Annotated in this window: 11 protein-coding genes; 9 read left to right on the top strand and 2 right to left on the bottom strand. The window is 34.1% G+C overall.

What is annotated here, in order from left to right; translation table 11 throughout:
• Positions 1-25 precede the first annotated feature (25 nt).
• Positions 26-631 (top strand): hypothetical protein, encoded by a 606-nt coding sequence (locus QZ659_RS04265; RefSeq protein ID WP_291722340.1) that lies wholly within the window; start codon positions 26-28, stop codon positions 629-631.
• Positions 632-682: 51 nt separating this feature from the next.
• Here QZ659_RS04265 and QZ659_RS04260 read toward each other — a convergent pair whose 3' ends face one another.
• Complete coding sequence (locus QZ659_RS04260) at positions 683-1,693, bottom strand: M28 family peptidase (RefSeq protein ID WP_291722337.1); 1,011 nt, start codon at positions 1,691-1,693, stop codon at positions 683-685.
• A 574-nt stretch (positions 1,694-2,267) separates the two neighbouring features.
• Here QZ659_RS04260 and QZ659_RS04255 point away from each other — a divergent pair.
• From QZ659_RS04255 to QZ659_RS04235, 5 genes are all read left to right on the top strand, one after another.
• Positions 2,268-7,034, top strand: a complete 4,767-nt coding sequence (locus tag QZ659_RS04255) for a PKD domain-containing protein (RefSeq protein ID WP_291722334.1) — start codon at positions 2,268-2,270, stop codon at positions 7,032-7,034.
• A gap of 234 nt (positions 7,035-7,268) precedes the next feature.
• Positions 7,269-8,108, top strand: coding sequence for a head GIN domain-containing protein (locus tag QZ659_RS04250; RefSeq protein WP_291722331.1), 840 nt, complete (start codon positions 7,269-7,271; stop codon positions 8,106-8,108).
• Between the two features lie 136 nt (positions 8,109-8,244).
• Positions 8,245-9,567, top strand: coding sequence for a hypothetical protein (locus QZ659_RS04245; protein WP_291722328.1), 1,323 nt, complete (start codon positions 8,245-8,247; stop codon positions 9,565-9,567).
• Positions 9,568-9,658: 91 nt separating this feature from the next.
• The gene (locus tag QZ659_RS04240) at positions 9,659-12,058 is read left to right on the top strand and encodes a 7TM diverse intracellular signaling domain-containing protein (protein ID WP_291722325.1); all 2,400 of its coding nucleotides are present in this window, start codon (positions 9,659-9,661) and stop codon (positions 12,056-12,058) included.
• Positions 12,059-12,163: 105 nt separating this feature from the next.
• Positions 12,164-13,645 (top strand): nicotinate phosphoribosyltransferase, encoded by a 1,482-nt coding sequence (locus QZ659_RS04235; protein WP_291722322.1) that lies wholly within the window; start codon positions 12,164-12,166, stop codon positions 13,643-13,645.
• Between the two features lie 175 nt (positions 13,646-13,820).
• Here QZ659_RS04235 and QZ659_RS04230 read toward each other — a convergent pair whose 3' ends face one another.
• Positions 13,821-14,285 carry a hypothetical protein gene (locus QZ659_RS04230; RefSeq protein WP_291722319.1) on the bottom strand — a complete coding sequence of 155 codons (465 nt, stop codon included), beginning with the start codon at positions 14,283-14,285 and terminating at the stop codon, positions 13,821-13,823.
• Positions 14,286-14,638: 353 nt separating this feature from the next.
• Between QZ659_RS04230 and QZ659_RS04225 the strand changes: the two genes are divergently transcribed.
• The 3 genes from QZ659_RS04225 to QZ659_RS04215 all read left to right on the top strand — a co-directional run bounded on the left by QZ659_RS04225 (position 14,639) and on the right by QZ659_RS04215 (position 19,876).
• Positions 14,639-16,216 carry a M28 family peptidase gene (locus QZ659_RS04225; protein ID WP_291722316.1) on the top strand — a complete coding sequence of 526 codons (1,578 nt, stop codon included), beginning with the start codon at positions 14,639-14,641 and terminating at the stop codon, positions 16,214-16,216.
• Between the two features lie 296 nt (positions 16,217-16,512).
• Positions 16,513-16,914, top strand: a complete 402-nt coding sequence (locus tag QZ659_RS04220) for an STAS/SEC14 domain-containing protein (protein ID WP_291722312.1) — start codon at positions 16,513-16,515, stop codon at positions 16,912-16,914.
• Positions 16,915-17,071: 157 nt separating this feature from the next.
• The gene (locus tag QZ659_RS04215; RefSeq protein ID WP_291722309.1) at positions 17,072-19,876 is read left to right on the top strand and encodes a PAS domain S-box protein; all 2,805 of its coding nucleotides are present in this window, start codon (positions 17,072-17,074) and stop codon (positions 19,874-19,876) included.
• The last annotated feature ends 20 nt before the right edge of the window (positions 19,877-19,896 follow it).

The raw sequence follows: 19,896 nt of genomic DNA, 5'->3' as shown, positions 1-19,896 counted from the left end.
AAACTTTATCAAAATACTATAAATTATGGATTTAGAACAGTATAGAGAGTATTACAAAAAAAGAGTTGAAGAGCATAGTGAATCTTATAATGAAGAATTGATGAAAGTATCCTACAAGGACTATAAAGATGCTATTGCTGATAGTGCTTGCCTAACAGTTTGTAAAAGCAAATACGTTTGGAAAATAATTCATCGCATGAACGTAGCTTTACCAAGCAATAATGAAGTAGCACTGTTTGTTATGCCATCATTTGAATATTATTTTTATCTAAAAATTGATAAAGATGGAATTACCAAAACAAGCATAGCTGATAATCTAAACCCCAAAACATGCAAAACAGACATAGTAAAGAGAGCTGGAGAAAACATCGATGTAGCATCACTGAACTATCTCATTAGTAGCATTACTAAGGCAGTAAAAGAAGCAAAAGACACTGACAGAACCACTATGGGACTTGATGGAACAAACTATTACTTTATTGCCAATATAGAAAATCAAGTTGTAATAGGTGAAAAATGGTCACCCTACAAAGAATCTAATGTAGGAAAACTATTATCTAAAATACAACAATACTCTAGCTTTGTTTTCTATGACTTTGGTGATGAAAAGAAGACAATTAGAGTACAATAGAATATGAGACTGACAGTATTTTTTGCATAAGATTATATTCTAAAAAGGAAACTACTGTCCTTGATACTCTTCATTGTAAATTACGTGTGTTACTGTTTGTCCGACAGCTTTTAGGGTTTCTTTTCCAATAATATCCATATTGTCGTCGTGTGTATGCCAATATTTTCCAAAATAGCCTTTTCCTTCTGTTGAATATTCGATAATGTCAATCATTGGAATATTTGTGAGTTGGTTTACATAAACGTGGTCGTCTGTAATGGCTGGAGCTTCCTTAAATGGAAAATATGCACCATGTCCAATTTTGTGAGCCATCTTCCAAACCTTTGATACAATAGCTGGTGCAGTTTGTAGAGAATAGCCTTCTTGAGCAAATTGAGCGTTTTTTGCTCCTGCCATATCCAACAAAATTCCGTAGTAAGCTGAATAGTTGGCTGGCATCTTATTTTTCCCCCAATGTTGTGAACCCAAACAGTATGAATTTGGAGTATTATTATCTCCATAATCTTCCAAGTCAAAGAAAATCATATCAATTCCTACTTGTGGTTGTTCTTGTGAAACGGATAATGTGCGAGCAATTTCTAACAAAATGCCTGTTCCACTTCCTCCATCGTTTGCTCCCAAAATAGGCTCATCTGTGCGCTCTTCATCTTGGTCTGCAAACGGACGTGTGTCCCAGTGAGCAGCCAACAAAACACGTCTTTTTATTTCTGGATTGAAAGACGCAATAATATTTCTTCCAGAGAGCATTTTGCCATCAAAAGAAGCTGCTGTAAAGTTTTGAACTTGTACACTGATTTTGTCAAAACTCTTTAGTTTATTGATAATATAATCTCCTGTCTTTTGGTGTGCTTCACTGTTTGGGTAACGTGCACCAAAAGCGACTTGTTCTTCGATGTAGTGATAGGCTGAGTCTTGATTAAAGGAAGGAGTAGGAAGAAGAGGCTTATCTTGTACTTTATTTGTTTCCGTTGAGGTAGTAGTTTCAGTAGTAGATGTATTATTACAAGATACCAAACCTATAATGAGGAAAAAAAGGAAGATTTTATGAATAGTAAGAGACATAGTTGTTTCTAAATGAATTTAGGTAGAGATAAGGATTGACTTATCCAAAGAAAAAACAAAGACTAAAGGTAGCTATTTTTGAGAAAATTATACCATTCTCTACGTATTTTGAGAGTAGAAACCATAACAGAAATTGATTATATTTGCTATCTAGTCCTTTTACATTTTATAGATTTTATAAAATTTGATTCGCTTGAAAGTGTATTGAAGTTTATTTATTTTAATAAGAAGTAATGTTTTATTGGACTTCTATGTATGAAGTTGTTTAAGAATGGAAAAAAGTAGCTTGAATGAAGTGTAGAGTAAATTTTATTTATTATTTCTCGTTCAAGCATTCTGCTTGGACGCACTTTTTTGTCAGCATATGCTGACGAAACGGTAAGCACAAGATGGAATCTTGCGCTAGAAAACCATTCTTAAACAAGTTCTATGAAAATATAACTCACTACAAAAGATTGATTAAATGGTTATTTTTTAAAATGATATACGAAAAATAAGGTATTTAACAATTTTTATAAAAAATAGTATTTTTACTTGACTTTTGAGTAAAAAGTCTTTCAATTACTTTGAACCAATGAAAAATAATCTTTTTCTCTTTATTTTGCCTGTATTGCTGCTTCTGACCTCTCAAAAGATTTTTGGGCAAGATAATTTCTCAACTCCTCTTGTTGAACAGGCTTCTTTACAAGCCCATAATCACGATGAACAGTCGGTTGTAAAGCCACCTAATGCAAAAACTCCTCTTACATTCATAGAAAATAAAAATCAGTGGGACAAGGTAGTAAAGTATAGAGCTTCTATTCCAGCTGGGTTTTTATTTATTCGCCAAAACTCGTTGCAGTATTCATTTTATGATGAAAGTGCATTGAAACATGGACACGGACACCACCAAACCGAACATAAAGACCACGTAGGAAAAATAAAAGCACACTCGTTTGAAGTAGAGTTTGAGAATGCTAATCTTTCTCCAACTATTTTACCTGCCCAAAAACACCAAACAGAGTTTAATTACTTCTTAGACAACGACCCTAATAAGTGGGCAAGTAATGCAAACGGATATGCAGAACTGACCTATCAAGAATTATATCCAAATATAAATTTGCATCTATACCTACAAGAAGAGCAATTGAAATACGATTTTATTGTCGCTGCTAGTGCTGATGCTTCTCAAATAAAAATGAATTATAAACACGCAGAAAGTGTGAGTTTAGAAAACGGTCGTCTGATTATCAAAACTTCTGTCAATGAAATTATGGAGCAAGCTCCGTATTGTTATCAAATTATTGATGGAAAAAAAGTGGAAGTTCCTTCAAAATTTGTCTTAAAACAAAAGAAAGGAAAGGGAAAAGTACCACAGGTTACCTTCGAATTTCCAAAAGGCTACAATAAAAATTATGAACTTATTATAGACCCCGTACTTATTTTTTCTACCTTTTCTGGTGCTAATTCAGATAACTGGGGCAACACAGCTACTTACGATGATGCTGGAAATCTATACTCTGGAGGAACTGTTTTTGGTGCAGGTTTTCCTATTACAGCAGGAGCGTTTGATATAGATTTTAATGGGTTGGTAGATGTTTCTATTTTAAAGTTTAATGCACAAGGTACAGGACTTTTTTATGCTACTTTTTTAGGAGGAAGACAAACAGATGTTCCTTCTAGTATGATAGTAAATTCTGCCAACGAGCTTGTAATTTTAGGTATTACAGGGTCAAGTAATTTTCCTATATCTCCTAATGCGTACGATAATTCTTTTAATGGAGGTTCAAATGTTAGTATATTAGGAGCGTATGAGTTTCCGAATGGCTCTGATATTTTTCTTGCTAAGCTTACAACTAATGGAAGTACCTTAACAGGTGCAACCTATCTTGGAGGTAGTGGAAACGATGGACTTAATACAGTGCGTATAGGAAGAGGAACTGGAGCTGTTGATAATCAACTCTTAAAAAATTATGGAGATGAAGTGCGTAACGAGGTTATTTTAGACAGTAGAGACAACATATATATTGCCAGTACTTCTAACTCTAACGATTTTCCAATGGTTTCGGCACACCGTACTACTTTTCAAGGAGGGCAAGAAGGAGTAGTGGCAAAGTTGAACTCAAATCTTGGTTCACTGCTTTGGAGTACGTATGTAGGAGGTAACAATTTAGATGCAGCCTTCGGTATTCAAGTTTCTTCTACTGGAAATATTTATGTAGTGGGAGGAACGACAAGTAGTGATTTGATTACTCATGGAGGAACAATGCAATCGGGTTATGCTGGAGAAATTGATGGATTTATTGTTCGTTATGCACCTAACTTTGCGTGGCAGGGTGCAAGCTACTTGGGTACGGCTGCCTTCGATCAAGCCTACTATGTAGATGTAGATTTAGATGACAATGTTTTTGTATTCGGACAAACAAGAGGTTCACAGCCTGTAACGCAAGGAGTTTATTTCAATAATAGAGGGGGATTGTTTATACGTAAAATTTCTCCAAATCTGAATAATATCTTGATGGCAACAACCATTGGAGGAAGTAGCTTTCAACCAAATATTACTCCAACAGCTTTTATGATAAACGACTGTGGAAATATTTACCTTGCTGGGTGGGGAAGCTCAAATATTTATTCGGGTGGAGGACCATCTACTTATCTCACAGGTATAAATGTAACAGGACTTCCAATTACTTCCAATGCCATCCAACCTATTACTGATTCTGGAGGAAATGATTTCTATACAATGATATTGAGCGAAGATGCTACTGATTTGGTGTATGGTAGTTATTTTGGAGGAACAAACTACATCAGAGAACATGTAGATGGAGGAACAAGTCGTTTTGACAAAAAAACAGGAACTATCTACCAAGCTGTATGTGCTTGTACAGGAAGTGGCTTTTTTACTACAGCAGGAGCATATTCCAATACTAATAATTCTTCTAATTGTAACAATGCAGCTTTTAAGATAGAGTTGGGCGTGTTGGACGCAGCCTTTACCACAGCAGATGACATTAGTGGTTGTGTTCCACTTACTGTCAATTTTGTAAATCAAAGTGTAGAAGGTATTACCTATGAGTGGGATTTTGGAGGTTTGGGAACTTCAACACAAACTGATGATACTTTTACATTTACAGAAGCTGGAACCTACAGAGTAAAGCTCACTGCTAGAAATCCGTTCCTTTGTATAAAAGAAGATAGTGCTTTCCTTACTATTAGAGTTGCTCCTGCCGACTTTGCAATTTCTCCAAGTACAACGATATGTAAAGGGCAATCTGCACAACTTCAAGCAAGTGGAGGGACAGATTATCTTTGGTCGCCAACCACAGGACTCAGCGACCCAAGAAGTCCGAACCCGATAGCTACGCCAGAAGAAACAACTACTTATACATTACTTACACAAAATGCAGGAGGCTGCCGAGAAGAGCTTACCACAACAGTTACTGTTTTACCAGAACTCTTGCCAAGTTTTACCTTCAATGTTGGAGACCCTTGTTCTGCCAATCCAATTATTAGTTTTATCAACACAACTGAAAATGGAACATCTTATTTTTGGGATTTTGGAAATGGTGAAACTTCAACACAGACTAACCCAGCTCCACAAAGTTATGCACCAGGAACATATACTATAAAATTGGTAGCCATAAATGATATTTGTGATGATAGAGATTCTGTAACCCAAGAGGTAGTTATCAATCCAGATATTTTTACATTTAGTGGAGATACAACGCTCTGTTTTGGACAGTCTGTTCAGCTCAATGTAACGGGAGGAACATCTTATGAGTGGACACCAACCACAGGACTCAGCGACCCTACTATTGGAAATCCTATCGCCTCACCATCAGAAACAACAACTTATACTGTAAAAGTAGTAGGTAGAAATAGCTGTGAGGAGGAAAGACAAATTACAGTGTCAGTAGGAGAAGAAATTATTCCAGACTTCGACATTGTACAGTCTAATATTTGTGAGGAGTTTCCGACAGTAAGCATTGTCAATAATACAGTAGGAGCGACATCCTATTTTTGGGATTTTGGTAATGGACAAACTTCCACCTCTCCAAATCCAACTAACTTGCTTTATGATTCTACAGGAACATATAGAATAAAGTTAGTTTTAGGAAATGTAGGCTGTTCTGATTCTCTTACAAAAGAATTTGATTTCTTTACTAATTCATTCTTTGTGTCGCCAGATAACTCTATTTGTTTGGGACAATCTGTTCAGTTAGAAGCTAGAGAAGGTGTAGCTTTCAGTTGGTCTCCAGCAGAAGGACTAAGCGACCCTACCATTTCAAATCCAATAGCTTCACCTACAGAAACAACCACCTATACTGTCAGTATTACTACACAAAACGGATGTGTGAAGGAAGAAGAAGTAACCATTACTGTATTGCCAGAACTCAAGCCAGATTTTGATGTTACTATTTTAGATAGATGTGATAAACTACCTATTGTGGAGATTACAAATAATACAGTAGGAGCAACATCTTATTTTTGGGATTTTGGAGATGGTAGAACTTCAACAGCACAAAATCCACCTTCATTTCAGTACGATAGCGAAGGTGTTTATACAATCACGCTTAGAGTTGAAAATTCACTTTGTCAAGATTCAGTAAGCAATGATGCTAATTCGATTATTGATGATAATAATATTTTTATTTCAACGATAAGAATGCCAGAGAGTCCGACAATTTGTAGAGGGCAAAGTGCAGAATTAAATGTAGTGGGTGGAGATAATTTTGAATGGACACCAACAACAGGATTAAGCGACCCAACTATTAGAAATCCGATAGCTTCACCAACAGAAACGACAATTTACAACGTCAGAATTTCAAATCTTGATGGAGGATGTTTCACAGATAGTACCGTTACGGTTACAGTAGTAGACAAATTAGTGATTGATTTTGATATTCAACACTCGCCTGAATGTGGCGCACCAGCTACTATCTTGTTCAATAGCCAAAATACAGGAGATGGAAATTGGGTATGGGATTTAGGAAATGGCGATTCGCTTAGAGTTACCAATCCAACAGAATATACTTATACAGAAGCAGGAACTTATACTATTAAATTAAAGGGTTCTAATGGAATTTGTGATGAAGAACAGACAGCTACCATCACAGTTGATAACGTATTGCCTCCAAATGTAATCACGCCAAACGGAGACGGTATTAATGAAACTTTTGTTTTGGACAAAGCCAATGCAGGATGGAAACTTCAAATTTATAATCGATGGGGACAAGAAGTCTTTACTTCAGATGATTACAACAACGATTGGGGAAGCGATGCAAAGCCTGCTATGTATTATTATTACTTGACTTCTCCAGACGGAGATACTTGTAGAGGTTGGATTCACGTTTTACAATAACTAAATTCGTTCTTCTACTATTATCAAACTCTCTTCAAAAACTATTTTGGGGAGAGTTTTTTCAATCTTAACAAATTATAAAAAAGTGTTATTACAAGGATTGAACTAGGGTGTATAAAATAATTTTACGTCTTAAAGACAAAATAAAACTATTATTCGTGTTCTGTGGCACACATAACACAGTTTTTTTTATTCTTAAACAAGTTCAACAACAAAATACTTATCAAAATTAAAATGAAGCATCAATTTAAAATATATCTTCTGCCTTTCATCTTCCTGTTTTTGTCGCTTTCTTCATGTAGTATTGTAGATACAGTTTGTAAAGATGGAACTGGGCAAGTAATAAGTGAACAAAGAAATATCACAGGCTTTTCAGCTATAGAATCTAAGGGAAGTTTTACGGTTCATCTTTTTCAAGATGCTAGTATCACAACACAAGAGGTTACTGTTTCTGCACAAGAAAGTATTATAAATCTTATACAAACCAACCTTGTTGGACAAAGCCTTATCATCGATACAGACGAGTGTTATAATACGAATGAAGAAGTAGTAATTACTGTTCGAACGCCTGCACTTTCTCAAATAGTTTTGACTGGTTCTGGAGACATTGTTCTGCAAGATACTGTTCGTAAGTCTGAAATAGAAATAGTTTTAGAAGGCTCTGGAAATATTTCTACCACTCCTAATTTTCCCATTATAGCTTCTACAAGATGTCTTGTTACTCTAAAAGGCTCTGGAAACATAGAATTAGAGTTTGACAACTCAACTATTATAAATACGGCACTTGATGGTTCTGGAAATATTACTTTGAGGGGAGAAGCAACAGAAAATACGCTCAATGTCAGTGGTTCTGGAAATATTAAAGCCTTTGACTTACCTGTCTTGATAAGTACAGCCGAATTGATTGGCTCTGGAAATATTGAACTAACTGCCAACGACCCAAATGCAACCTCTACCAACTCAGATGCAGAAATAAATGCTCAATTAAGTGGAAGTGGAACTATCTATGTAAAGGGAAATGGAAATATGACATCAAACGTTTCGGGCTCTGGAAAAATTGAGCGTGTAGAGTAATTTTTTAGGATTATTCTAATATTTAGTAGTGAGGTTTTTTTCTTATCAAAGAATATTTTGTATCTTGATAGCATGGTTTTTATTCTAAAGGCTATGCTTTTTTAGTGGAGTATATATTTTCATAATTTTACAATATATGTCAGAGGTTGCTAAAAAAATAGAACAACTAAAACAGTCGTTTTCCTTTAACAATAAGGAAGAAGAAAATGAGTTTTTTCGAAAAAATAGCTATTTATTTGCGACTACTTCTGCTAGTTTGTTTCGTTTGATGCCTCAGATTCCATATACTGAACACAAGTCTATTTTTCAAAAGCTGCTTCACAATCTCCAACTCTTAGATATTGAGGAGCAAAATCCTACATTTTTTGCTCCCCATTTTGAAGTAGTTGATGAAGATAACATTCTTGAACAGACACGAAACGGAAAACCATTTTTATTTTGTTGTTTTCATTTAGGTGCATATTCTTTACTTCCTACCCTATTTACCTACAACGATTTAGAATTTGGTTTTTTGCTTAATGAAACGCTTCATCAGAGAAAAGCAAATATATTTTCAGAAGCACATAAAAATTTGTGTATCCAAATAGGAAAACAAGAAAAAACTTCTGTAACATCAAAAATGCACCTTATCAATGTAGAAGAGAAAAAAGGTATTTGGCAAGCTATCAAGATGTTGAAAGAAGGAAAGTCTCTGATTGTTTATCCAGATGGAAATATTAGTTCAAATAACTCTAACAAACAAAGTAAAAATTTAGCAAACATTCAGTTTTTGAGTGAAGATTTAATGGTTCGGCAAGGTGTAGCATTTTTGTCTTATCTCTGTGACGTGCCGATAGTGCCTGTTATTTCTAGCCGAATATATGCAAAAGGTATTAAGACGATAAAGAGAAAATTTGAATTTCTTCCAAGTATTTATACTCAAAAAAATAACGTCTCAAAAGAGGAGTATTCTGCTCAAACTATGCAAAAACTATATGCTATTTTAGAAAGTGAGGTAATAAAAAATAGCAAAAATACCTCTTTAATGGGTGAGTGGGAAGGATGGATTTTTGTAAATAAATTTTTCAAACAAATTCAAAAAGATATTTCCAAAACCAATAGAAAAATGTCTTTATCAAATAAGGAAAACGTGAGTTATGTCTTTAATGAGGAAAGATTTGCTCTCATTGAAAATCTGAAAGACAAATCAAAGAATATTCTGTTTGATAAGTTCACTCATCGTTTTTTTCCTGCCTCTGAGCTACTTTGCGAAATAATTACTTACTTTTTTGAGCCAAAAAAGTTATATTTGTTTGACAAGACCAATAATAACAATAACTTAGTAGTAGGTAAATATTCCCCTATTTCAACAGAGACTGATGCAGTTTTTTGTAGTCCTAATTCTAAGTTAGAAATCGCTGGAACACTGATTTCTATGGGCATGTTAGATAAATTAATTGAAAAAGGAATTTTAATATAAAAAATACATAATTGAAATTCTTACAAGACAAATATAAAATTACGTTGATGATATAGATTTATTTCTGCTTAACCTTTTTAATCCCTTTACAATGATGCCGAGAGGCTATATATTTTACTTTTTAATTAACCTCTTTGTCGTATTTTATGCTAATACTGCAAACGGACAACAAGACACTACCATTTTTCTTTTGGATAGTTCTCTTGCATTCTCTGCTCAAAAACTAGAGACGGAGTTTGAAAAGTTGAATCATATAGCAAAACTATCTTCATCAGATTCTACCCAGCAACTAGCTATCTTAGACTCTCTCATACAGTTTTATAAAGAAAAAAACACAAAAAAATTCAACTACTTTCTTTCAGAAAAACAAAATCTAAAGTTTAAGTATATTTTGCCATTAGAGCTTCCCAAAAAAGGGCAAACTCGTATTAAGGAAAGTTTAGGTATTTGGAAAGATACAACAAATGGAACTGCTACGATTGAGGATATTATCAATAATCCGAATATTACTTTTAGTAAAAATAATATTACTTATGCCAATATGGAAGTGGGTGCTTACTATTGGATACGTGTAAAACTGGTGGGAAATGGAGTAAGAGATGAAAATGTAGCTTTGCAAGTTGGTTCTGTGTTTGAAACGTGGTCAGAAATTATTTTTTATGAGCCAGTAGAAGATGAAGCCTTTCGCATAGAACGTTCAGGAACTGATGTAGACCCAGAAAATAAACCTGTAAAACAATGGCGCAATTATTTTAATATTGATGTGCCATCCGAATCAGAGGTTACTGTTTATATTAGAATACACTCCAATGCAAAGCGTTTCCATCCCAAATTTATTTATGCTTTTATAGAAGATGCTGCAAATGTCAGACAAGGAGCAGATGAGTTTACGTATGCACAAGGAATTTTTCAAGGGATTTTGTGGGTAATGGCGTTCTATAATCTTCTTCTGTTTTTTATTATTAGAGACAAACTCTATATCTACTATGTCTTGATGATTGTAGGAATACAACTCAATGTTTTTTACTATTACAGATATATTTATTTCCTATTCCCTACTTCCCACCTTCTTATACGTTCTTGTATCGTGATATCTCATTTATTTATGATTGGTGGAGGGCTGTTGTTTTTAAAGAGTTTTTTAAATGTAAAAGAGTTATTGCCAAAATGGAACAAGATTATCAATGGTATCAATTACGTATTAGCTATTGCTGTTATTGCCTATATTTCCAATAACTTACTCTCTTCTACGCCCGACTGGAATGACAAAGTAAACATTGGTGGATATTCACTGCTCATTATTCTCTCTATTGCTTTAATTTCTATTATCCTTGCATTTATGATTGGGGTAATGACACTTCGAAAAGGATATCTAGCAGCTCGTTATTACCTTATTGCTACAAGTGGATTATTAATAGGAGGTTTCTTTTATGCGATGTCATATTTATTCTATTTGAATGGTGTAGAAGTAGAATCTGATATATTTACGTATTTATTTCAAGCTGGAGTAGTGGTTCAGTTAGTATTTTATGCGCTAGGAATTGGCTATCAAGTCAATCGACTAGAGAGAGAAAAGTCAGATGCACTCGCAGAAAACTTAGAGCTACAAAAAGAAACAACTACACTTTTAGAGAAAAAGGTAAAGCAAAGAACAGTAGAAATAGAACAACAAAAAGAAGAGATAGAAGCCATAAATACTTCCTTAATGGAGCAAAAAGGCTTGATGGAAAAGCGCAACAACGACATCACTTCTAGTATAAATTATGCAAGACGTATTCAAGATGCTGTTTTACCAGATTTGAGAACCTTTAAAAAGAATATTCCAAATTGTTTCATTCTCTACAAGCCTAGAGATATTGTTTCTGGAGATTTTTATTGGTTTGCTAAGAAAGACAATCAAATTATTGTAGCTGCTGCCGACTGTACTGGACACGGTGTTCCAGGGGCATTTATGTCTATTTTGGGTGACTCTTATCTCAATCAGATTGTTAATTTGCAAGGCATAACAAAGGCAGATTCTATTTTGAGCCGTCTGCACGGACAAATTCGTAGAGCTTTACGCCAATCTAGCACAGAGAATAAAGACGGAATGGATATTTCCATCTGTGTAATAGATTTAGAACAAAAACACGTTACTTTTGCAGGTGCAAAGCGTCCACTTCTTTACATCCAAAACGAAACTATTTTTGAGATAAAAGGAGACAAACATTCTGTTGGAGGCTTCCAAACAAAAGCAGAGAATGCTTATACTTCACATCAAGTAAATTTTGATGAACCTACTACTTTCTACATTTTTTCTGATGGGTATGTCGACCAGTTTGGAGGAAAGCAAAATCGTAAGTTTATGACTAAAAGGTTCAAGCAACTGCTTTTAGATATTCATAAAGAACCTATGGTAAGGCAAAGACAGCTCCTTGCACAAGAGTTTGACGACTGGAAAGGAAATAACAAACAAATTGATGATGTGATTGTGGTAGGGTTTCAAGTGTAGATTTTGCTAACAAAAATAAATCTGAAACTTTGCTAAGTGTTTTTCGTACACTAAGATAATTTTATTATATTGCATATCATTATAATCAACTACAATTTATCTTTTATGAAAATCACTAGAAACCTATACAGTAGTAATCTTACTTTACTAACCGACCTCTACCAACTTACAATGGCACATGGCTATTGGAAAGCTGGAATGACAGACAGAGAAGCCGTTTTTAATCTATTTTTCCGACGCAATCCCTTCAAAGGTGGTTTTGCTGTTGCATGTGGATTGAGCTATGTTATAGATTTTTTGGAAAACTTCAATATTTCAGACGAAGATGTAGCCTATCTTTCTACGCTCAAAGGAAACGATGATGAGCCACTTTTTGACCCAAAATTTTTAGACTATCTCCAACAATTAGAATTTACTTGTGATGTAGATGCCGTAGAAGAAGGTTCAGTTGTTTTTCCACAAGAACCACTCATTCGTATCAAAGGCTCACTCATCCAATGCCAAATTTTGGAAACCTTGCTTCTCAATATGGTAAACTTCCAAACGCTTATTGCTACAAAGTCTGCACGTATTTGTTTGGCTGCAAAAGGACAAGATGTATTGGAGTTTGGACTTCGAAGAGCACAAGGAATAGATGGAGGATTGGCTGCTAGTCGTGCTGCCTATATCGGTGGTTGTGTAGGCACTTCCAATGTTTTGGCTGGAAAACTTTTTGGTATTCCTGTGAAAGGAACACATGCTCATAGTTGGGTGATGTCTTTCGAATCTGAAATTGAAGCCTTTGAAACCTACGCTGAAGGTTTGCCTAATAATTGTGTGTTTTTAGTAGATACCTATGACACCATTGAAGGAGTAAAAAATGCTATCAAGGTAGGAAACAAACTCAAAGAAAAGGGTTATAAGTTTGCTGGAATACGCCTAGATTCTGGCGACCTTGCCTATTTGAGTACGAGAGCTAGAGAGCTTTTAGATGCTGCTGGTTTTGAAGATACAGCAATTGTGGCAAGTAACGATTTGGATGAGCATATCATTGATAGTTTGAAACAGCAAGATGCAAAGATTGATGTTTGGGGAGTAGGAACGAAAATGGTAACTGCCTACGAACAACCAGCACTTGGGGGAGTTTATAAACTCTCTGCATTAAGAAATAAAGAAAATACAGCTTGGGATTACAAAGTGAAATTATCCGAACAAGCTATCAAAATTTCTACACCAGGGTTACAGCAAGTACGCCGTTTTTATGCAGATGGAGAGTGTATTGGAGATGCTATTTATGATGAGGAAAACAAACCCACTTCTGAAAATTGGACTATCGTTGACCCAATGGACATGACACGCCGTAAGAAAATGTCTAGCCAAGAAGGAGACTACAAAGACCTTTTGAAACCTATTTTTGTGAAAGGAAAACGTGTATATAAAAAACCAGAACTTGCAACTATCCGAACAAAAGTACAAGAAGAACTTGCTACGCTTCACCGAAGCATCAAACGTTTTACCAACCCACATTCATATCCTGTTGGGCTAGAAAAAGGACTTTACAACCTAAAAACTGACCTTATCTTGAAACTAAGAGAAATCAATGAATAATTAAAAATTGAGGTGGTGTTGTAAAAAGTATGATGGAGGATATTGGTCATCAGTGAGACACCAACAATAATTCATATTCAATATCAAAATATAAATGCTCGTCATACTTTGTGTAACACCACTAAAATTGAAAATGAACAAATAGGTTAAAGGCTCGCCTTTAACAAATAAACCATCAATTAAAAAAATAATTTTTCAATTCATTTACAGAATTAACGTCAAATTGGGTAGTGATATAAGAAAGTATCATTGCCCAAATTGTGGCACTCCAAAGCATGTGAAAAAAAATACGTTTTTTATCTTCTCCAAACGAGACGGCAATGATTGTTCCGACAATGGGAGAAAAAATAACAGGAGTTAGGAAAGCTACACCCACAATTCCATATTTTCGCCATATTTTTACAATATTTCGGCTGCGCTTGGAAAATATTTTACGTTTCTTACGAAAGTTTCGGAAATACCAATTTCGTATCGAAATACCAAAAAATGTAAAGATAATTACGCTAGTCATCATTCCTAAAACAGTAATCAAAACTGTTTCGAAGTACGAAAAACCACGCACAGCACCACCCACACATCCAAAAATAAATTTGAACATGCTCATGGCAAAAACTACTAAGTAATCTATTAGGCGTTGCATAAATTAAATGTACAAGGAATAATTAAGAATTGATAATTATTAAGGGTAAGTTCTGTAAAAAGATAGTTTTTTTTAGGGTTTGATAAGTAAGCTCATGTTCTTATATCATATAAAATTCATTTTGTAATAATTACTTAAATTGCCCTACATATTTAAAAAATGTTATCACAGTTAAATTTTGTACACCAGTCTTCCAGACTGGTCTGTAAAATCCAAAACATAGGTTTTGGATTGAAATAAAGTCTTTTTAGTCTTTGTCGTCAGACTGGAAGTCTGACCTACGTAAATAACCGTGATAACCTTTAAAGTAATTTATTATCCATTGTTCATTATTAATTTTCAATTATCATATTATGTTTAAAATTTCTACACACAAAATCACGCTTTTGGTTTTGTCTTTATTTCTTTTTTGTTCCTCTGTATTTGCACAACAAAAAGATTCCCTTTTGCTCAAATATGTTCAACATATCAATGAAAAGGATATGGAAAAACATCTTTCCATTTTAGCTTCTGATGAATACGAAGGAAGGGAAACTGGAGAGAAAGGACAAAAAATGGCAGCCGAATATATCGCTAATCACTTCAAGAAACTAGGGCTAGATGCTCCTGTAAATGGTTCTTATTTTCAGAAATTTATCATCAACAAAACGAGTCTTACTGAATTTAGAGTAGAAACACTTACAGGAAAAATTGAATTGTCTAAAAATGAAATTATTGTTGTAAATTCTTTCAAAGAAGATAGAAATAAAGAAGATTATGATATTGTCTTTGCTGGTTACGGACTAGAAGATAAAAATGAAAATGGTTTTTCATCCTACCGAAATATTGATGTAAAGAATAAAATTGCTGTTGTAATGACAGGCATTCCAAAAGGCAAGGAAAGCCTTATTCCAGACGAAGAAGCTAGAAAGTCTATTTATTTACAGATGAGATTTAAAGCCAAATTAGCTAAAGAAAAAGGAGCAAAGGGGGTTATTTTCGTAACAGGTAAGTCAGAATATACACTCTTCGACCAGATGTATGGGCATTACTTCAAAGATCCAAAATGGGAATTGCCTTCTGAAAAAAAGCAAGATACTCCAGATTTTTTGATGGCTCTTTCTACTACTGACAAACTTCCAAATCTTTTAGGCTATACCGACAAAAAATGGAATAAAGTATTTAAGAAATGGAATAAAAAGAAAAATATTTTGGAAGGCAAAGCTAATGTTTTTTCTGAAACTAAAATAGAAAAAGTAGAAACTGAAAATGTACTGGGATATTTAGAAGGAACAGACAAAAAAGAAGAACTCATAGTATTGACAGCACACTACGACCATATCGGAATCATTGATGGAAAAATCCATAATGGAGCAGATGATGATGGCTCTGGAACAACAGCCATTTTAGAACTTGCAGAGGCATTTGCTAAGGCAAAAAGTGAGGGCAATGCACCACACAGAAGTATATTATTTATGCTCGTTACTGGTGAGGAAAAAGGACTTTTAGGCTCTAGTTATTATTCTGACAACCCTGTTTTCCCTCTCAAAAATACAGTCTCTAATCTCAATATTGATATGATTGGAAGAATGGATAAAGCTCACGAAGGAAATCCAAATTATGTTTATATTATTGGTTCTACAATGCTTTCAACAGAATTACACAATCTTAGTGAAGCAACAGCTAAAATGTATGCTCCAAACGTAAAGTTAGATTATACTTACAATTCTAAAGACGACCCAAATCGTTTTTATTATCGTTCAGACCATTACAATTTTGCAAAACACGACATTCCGGTCATCTTTTATTTTAATGGAGTTCATGAAGACTATCACCAACACACTGACGAGGTAGATAAAATTCATTTTGGAAAAATGGAAGCAATAAGTAGATTAGTTTTTGCCACAGCTTGGGAGCTTGTCAATAGAAAAGAGAGAATTAAGAATGATTAACAGGATTAAGTCATTAGAGTTTTTTTAAGTACAAAGCACCAAGTTAATATTGTTTGTCATACTTGGTGCTTTTTATTTGTACATTTTTTATAGGCTACATAAATAGATTTTTTAGGTAAAATAAATTTTAGTCAGCTATTACTTATAAATCATAGAAAATCGCTTTTTTAACTTTATTATTTTTTTTATATTTAGTCGGTAATTAATTTTTCTACTTCTCAAAATAATAGGTCTTTAGTGTCAGTCTCTATGATTCTATAACCACAATTTTTTTATTACACATATATCATATTTTTATGCAAGTATATAACAGTAACTTTCTACAAATAGATGCCTTTGACGACCAAAAACTACTAGAGCTGACTTGGCTAAAAGCAACTGTTGATATGACTGATGAAGAGTATAGAAATGAGCATTTAGAACTTCTAAAGTTTATGCTAGAACAGAAAACACAAAAAGTAGTAGGAAATGTAAAAGATTTAGGTTTTGTGGTAAATCCAGATACACAAGAGTGGATGAATATTAATGTTTTTGTTCCTGCTATAGAAGTTGGTTTTCACAAGTTAGCTGTTGTGATGAGTTCCGAGTTTTTGGCACAGCTTTCCATAGAGCAAGTGATGGAAGAAAAAGAAGGGCAAAAGATAACAACACAATATTTTGATAATGTAGAAGAGGCTAGAGAATGGATTATGATGTAAAATATATTTTCTAGGAGAGTGCTGGATATGTTGCCATTGTTGAGCTATAAAATAAAAGCAAAATCTTGAGTACTCTAGCTTTATAATTAATTAAAAAATCAAAACAATATTTGACAAACGATTTACCACTATCTAGTTGTTTTAAAGGAATTTAAAAATGGGGAACACTTTACAATTATATACATCTTTTTACTCAAACTATCCAGATGCAATTCTACTTCTTGAAAATGAAGAAATTATTTCTAGTAATGCGCTTGCTCAAAAGCTCTTGAAGATAGATGACGAACAGCAACTGTTGGGCAAAAAGCTATCAAACTTTTCTGCTAATCATTCTCAAACAAACACGCAGCTACTTTCTTATTTGGAAACATGTGGTAAAGAAGGTAAAACAGAGTTTGATTGGAATTTTGAAAGCAACAAAAAGATTATTCCTACAAAAGTATTTTTATCAAAACTAGAAATAGGTGATAAAATGCTAACACAGGTTATTTTGCGTGGTAATGCAGAAGAGCAACATCATCATCAACAATTAAAAGCTATCACAGAAGCACTAGACAGAAGTGCCATTATTTCTATTGCAGATAAAAAAGGTAAAATTACAAAAGTAAATAAAGAGTTTTGTAAAGTTTCAAAGTATAGTGAAGAAGAACTTATAGGCAAAGACCATAATATTGTCAATTCGGGTTATCATACCAAGGAGTTTTGGCAACAGATGTGGCAAGATATTTCAAGAGGCAAGACGTGGAGAGCAGATGTAAAAAATAAAGCCAAAGATGGTTCTCATTATTGGGTCGATACGGTCATTAACCCAATGCTAGATAATAATGGCAAAGTAATGAGTTATCTCTCTATTCGATATTTGATTACAGATAAGAAAGAAAAAGAGTTTGAAATTCAAAATGTACAAGAAAAACTACGAAAACAAGCTGAACAGTTTCATTTAGCCGTACGGGGAACTGCTGATGGTATTTGGGATTGGCAAATTCTAACCAATACAATTTATTTTGCTCCAAGATGGAAAGAAATGTTAGGGTATAAAGAAGATGAGCTTGCCAATTCTTTTGATACCTTTAATGAACTTCTATATGAAGAGGATAAAGAAAGAGTATCAGAAAACTTAAATCAGTTTCTTGAAGGGAAAATAAAAGACTATGATATAGAGTTCAGAATGAAAACCAAAGATGGAGGTATAAAATGGATTCATACTAGAGGAGCTTTACTTAGAGATAAGGATGGAAACCCTATGCGTATGGCTGGGGCGCATGCAGATATTACCAAAAGAAAAGAAGAGGAACAAGAACTCAGAAGACTTCAAAAAGAATTATTTGTAGAAAAAAACCTATCTGAACTTATCATCGCCAACATTCCTCAAGCTGTTTTTTGGAAAGATTTAGATTTTAATTATTTAGGTTGTAATAAATTATTTGCAGAGGGGGCTGGAAAAGATTGTGCTGACGAAATTATAGGAAAAAGTGATTTTGATATGCCATGGGCTAAGCATGCTGGCTTATATCGTAAAGATGATAAGCAAATAATGGAACAAAACGAACCTAAACTAGGAATTGTTGAACCACAAATTACAGCAGATGGAAAAGAAAGATGGGTTAGAACAAATAAAATACCTCTCAGAGATGAAAAAGGGAAAGTATTTGGTGTTTTAGGGATGTATGAAGATATTACAGAACAAAAAAGTAAAGAAGCACTCATACAAGAACAAAATGAGAAACTCCTACTTTCTGAAATGGAATTACGCCAAAATATGGAGATTCTGCAAATGACACAAGAGGAAATGTTGGAGAAACAAGAGTTGGTAGAAAAACAAAACAAGAAACTCTTTTCTAGTGAAGCTATCCTCAAAAAAGCATTGAGTAAGATGAAAATTCAAGAATCAGACCTCAAAGACACGGTAGAAGAGCTACAAAGTCAAGAAGAAGAATTGAGGCAAAACATGGAAGAGTTGAGTGCTACACAAGAGGAAATGGTAAAAAAACAGATTTTGGTAGAAAAGCAAAAATCAAAACTAGAGGCAAATGAAGCTGTTTTGAAAAAGGCTTTAGAAAAAATGAAAAAACAGGAATATGTTTTAAAGGAAAGTGTAGAGCAGTTACAAACTCAAGAAGAAGAGTTGAGGCAAAACATGGAAGAGTTACATGCTACACAAGAAGTATTGGCAAATCAAAAAGAAGAACTAGAACTAACCAACAAACAAACTACAAAAAGTATTCAGTATGCTCAAACTATTCAGAGTGCGTTTTTACCACCTCAAAGTAGTTTTGATAATTTGTTGTCTGAGAGTTTTATAATATATAAGCCTAAAGATATTGTTTCTGGAGATGCTTATTGGCTTTCTAGTCATGAAAATAAAATACTTATTGGTGTAATTGACTGCACAGGACATGGCGTACCAGGAGCATTTATGAGCTTGGTGGCAAATAATTTATTGAACGAAATTATAAATCAAAGAGGTATTATACAACCTAATCTCATCCTTAATGAACTTCATAAGGGAGTTGTACAAAAACTCAATCAGAGAGAAGGGGCAAATAATGATGGAATGGATTTATCACTTTGTTTATTAGAACCAGCAACTGACAATACTACTAGACTTACTTTTGGTGGAGTAAAACAAAATCTATATCTCTGCCGAGGACAAGAACTCTTAGAGCTTAGAGGCAATCGTCGTTCCATTGGGGGAAGTAAAAGGCTAGATGATAGAAAGTATGAACAAGAAAGTATTATACTGGAGGCAAAGGACGCCATTTATTTAGCTACTGATGGTTATGCAGACCAAGCCAATGAGGAACGAAAGAGTTTTTCTAAAAAAAGGTTTAGAGAACTCATACAAGAAGTAGGACAGTTATCCATGAAAGAACAAGGTAAAATATTTATAGCCCAACTTGAAGACCATCAGAAAGATACAGCTCAAAGAGATGATATTACACTGATTGGTTTTAGAGTTTAGATTATTACTAATAAAACTTA

Origin of the sequence: Bernardetia sp., from assembly GCF_020630935.1 — a bacterium.
Taxonomy (GTDB): Bacteria; Bacteroidota; Bacteroidia; order Cytophagales; family Bernardetiaceae; genus Bernardetia.
The sequence above is the reverse complement of the archived record's forward strand: the minus strand, read 5'-3'. Positions and strand labels throughout refer to the sequence as shown.

Excerpts from the sequence above, each read along its gene's own strand:
- QZ659_RS04265 (WP_291722340.1), top strand. The coding sequence starts at position 26 with ATGGATTTAGAACAGTATAGAGAGTATTACAAAAAAAGAGTTGAAGAG.
- QZ659_RS04260 (WP_291722337.1), bottom strand. The coding sequence starts at position 1,693 with ATGTCTCTTACTATTCATAAAATCTTCCTTTTTTTCCTCATTATAGGT.
- QZ659_RS04255 (WP_291722334.1), top strand. The coding sequence starts at position 2,268 with ATGAAAAATAATCTTTTTCTCTTTATTTTGCCTGTATTGCTGCTTCTG.
- QZ659_RS04250 (WP_291722331.1), top strand. The coding sequence starts at position 7,269 with ATGAAGCATCAATTTAAAATATATCTTCTGCCTTTCATCTTCCTGTTT.
- QZ659_RS04245 (WP_291722328.1), top strand. The coding sequence starts at position 8,245 with ATGTCAGAGGTTGCTAAAAAAATAGAACAACTAAAACAGTCGTTTTCC.
- QZ659_RS04240 (WP_291722325.1), top strand. The coding sequence starts at position 9,659 with ATGATGCCGAGAGGCTATATATTTTACTTTTTAATTAACCTCTTTGTC.
- QZ659_RS04235 (WP_291722322.1), top strand. The coding sequence starts at position 12,164 with ATGAAAATCACTAGAAACCTATACAGTAGTAATCTTACTTTACTAACC.
- QZ659_RS04230 (WP_291722319.1), bottom strand. The coding sequence starts at position 14,285 with ATGCAACGCCTAATAGATTACTTAGTAGTTTTTGCCATGAGCATGTTC.
- QZ659_RS04225 (WP_291722316.1), top strand. The coding sequence starts at position 14,639 with ATGTTTAAAATTTCTACACACAAAATCACGCTTTTGGTTTTGTCTTTA.
- QZ659_RS04220 (WP_291722312.1), top strand. The coding sequence starts at position 16,513 with ATGCAAGTATATAACAGTAACTTTCTACAAATAGATGCCTTTGACGAC.
- QZ659_RS04215 (WP_291722309.1), top strand. The coding sequence starts at position 17,072 with ATGGGGAACACTTTACAATTATATACATCTTTTTACTCAAACTATCCA.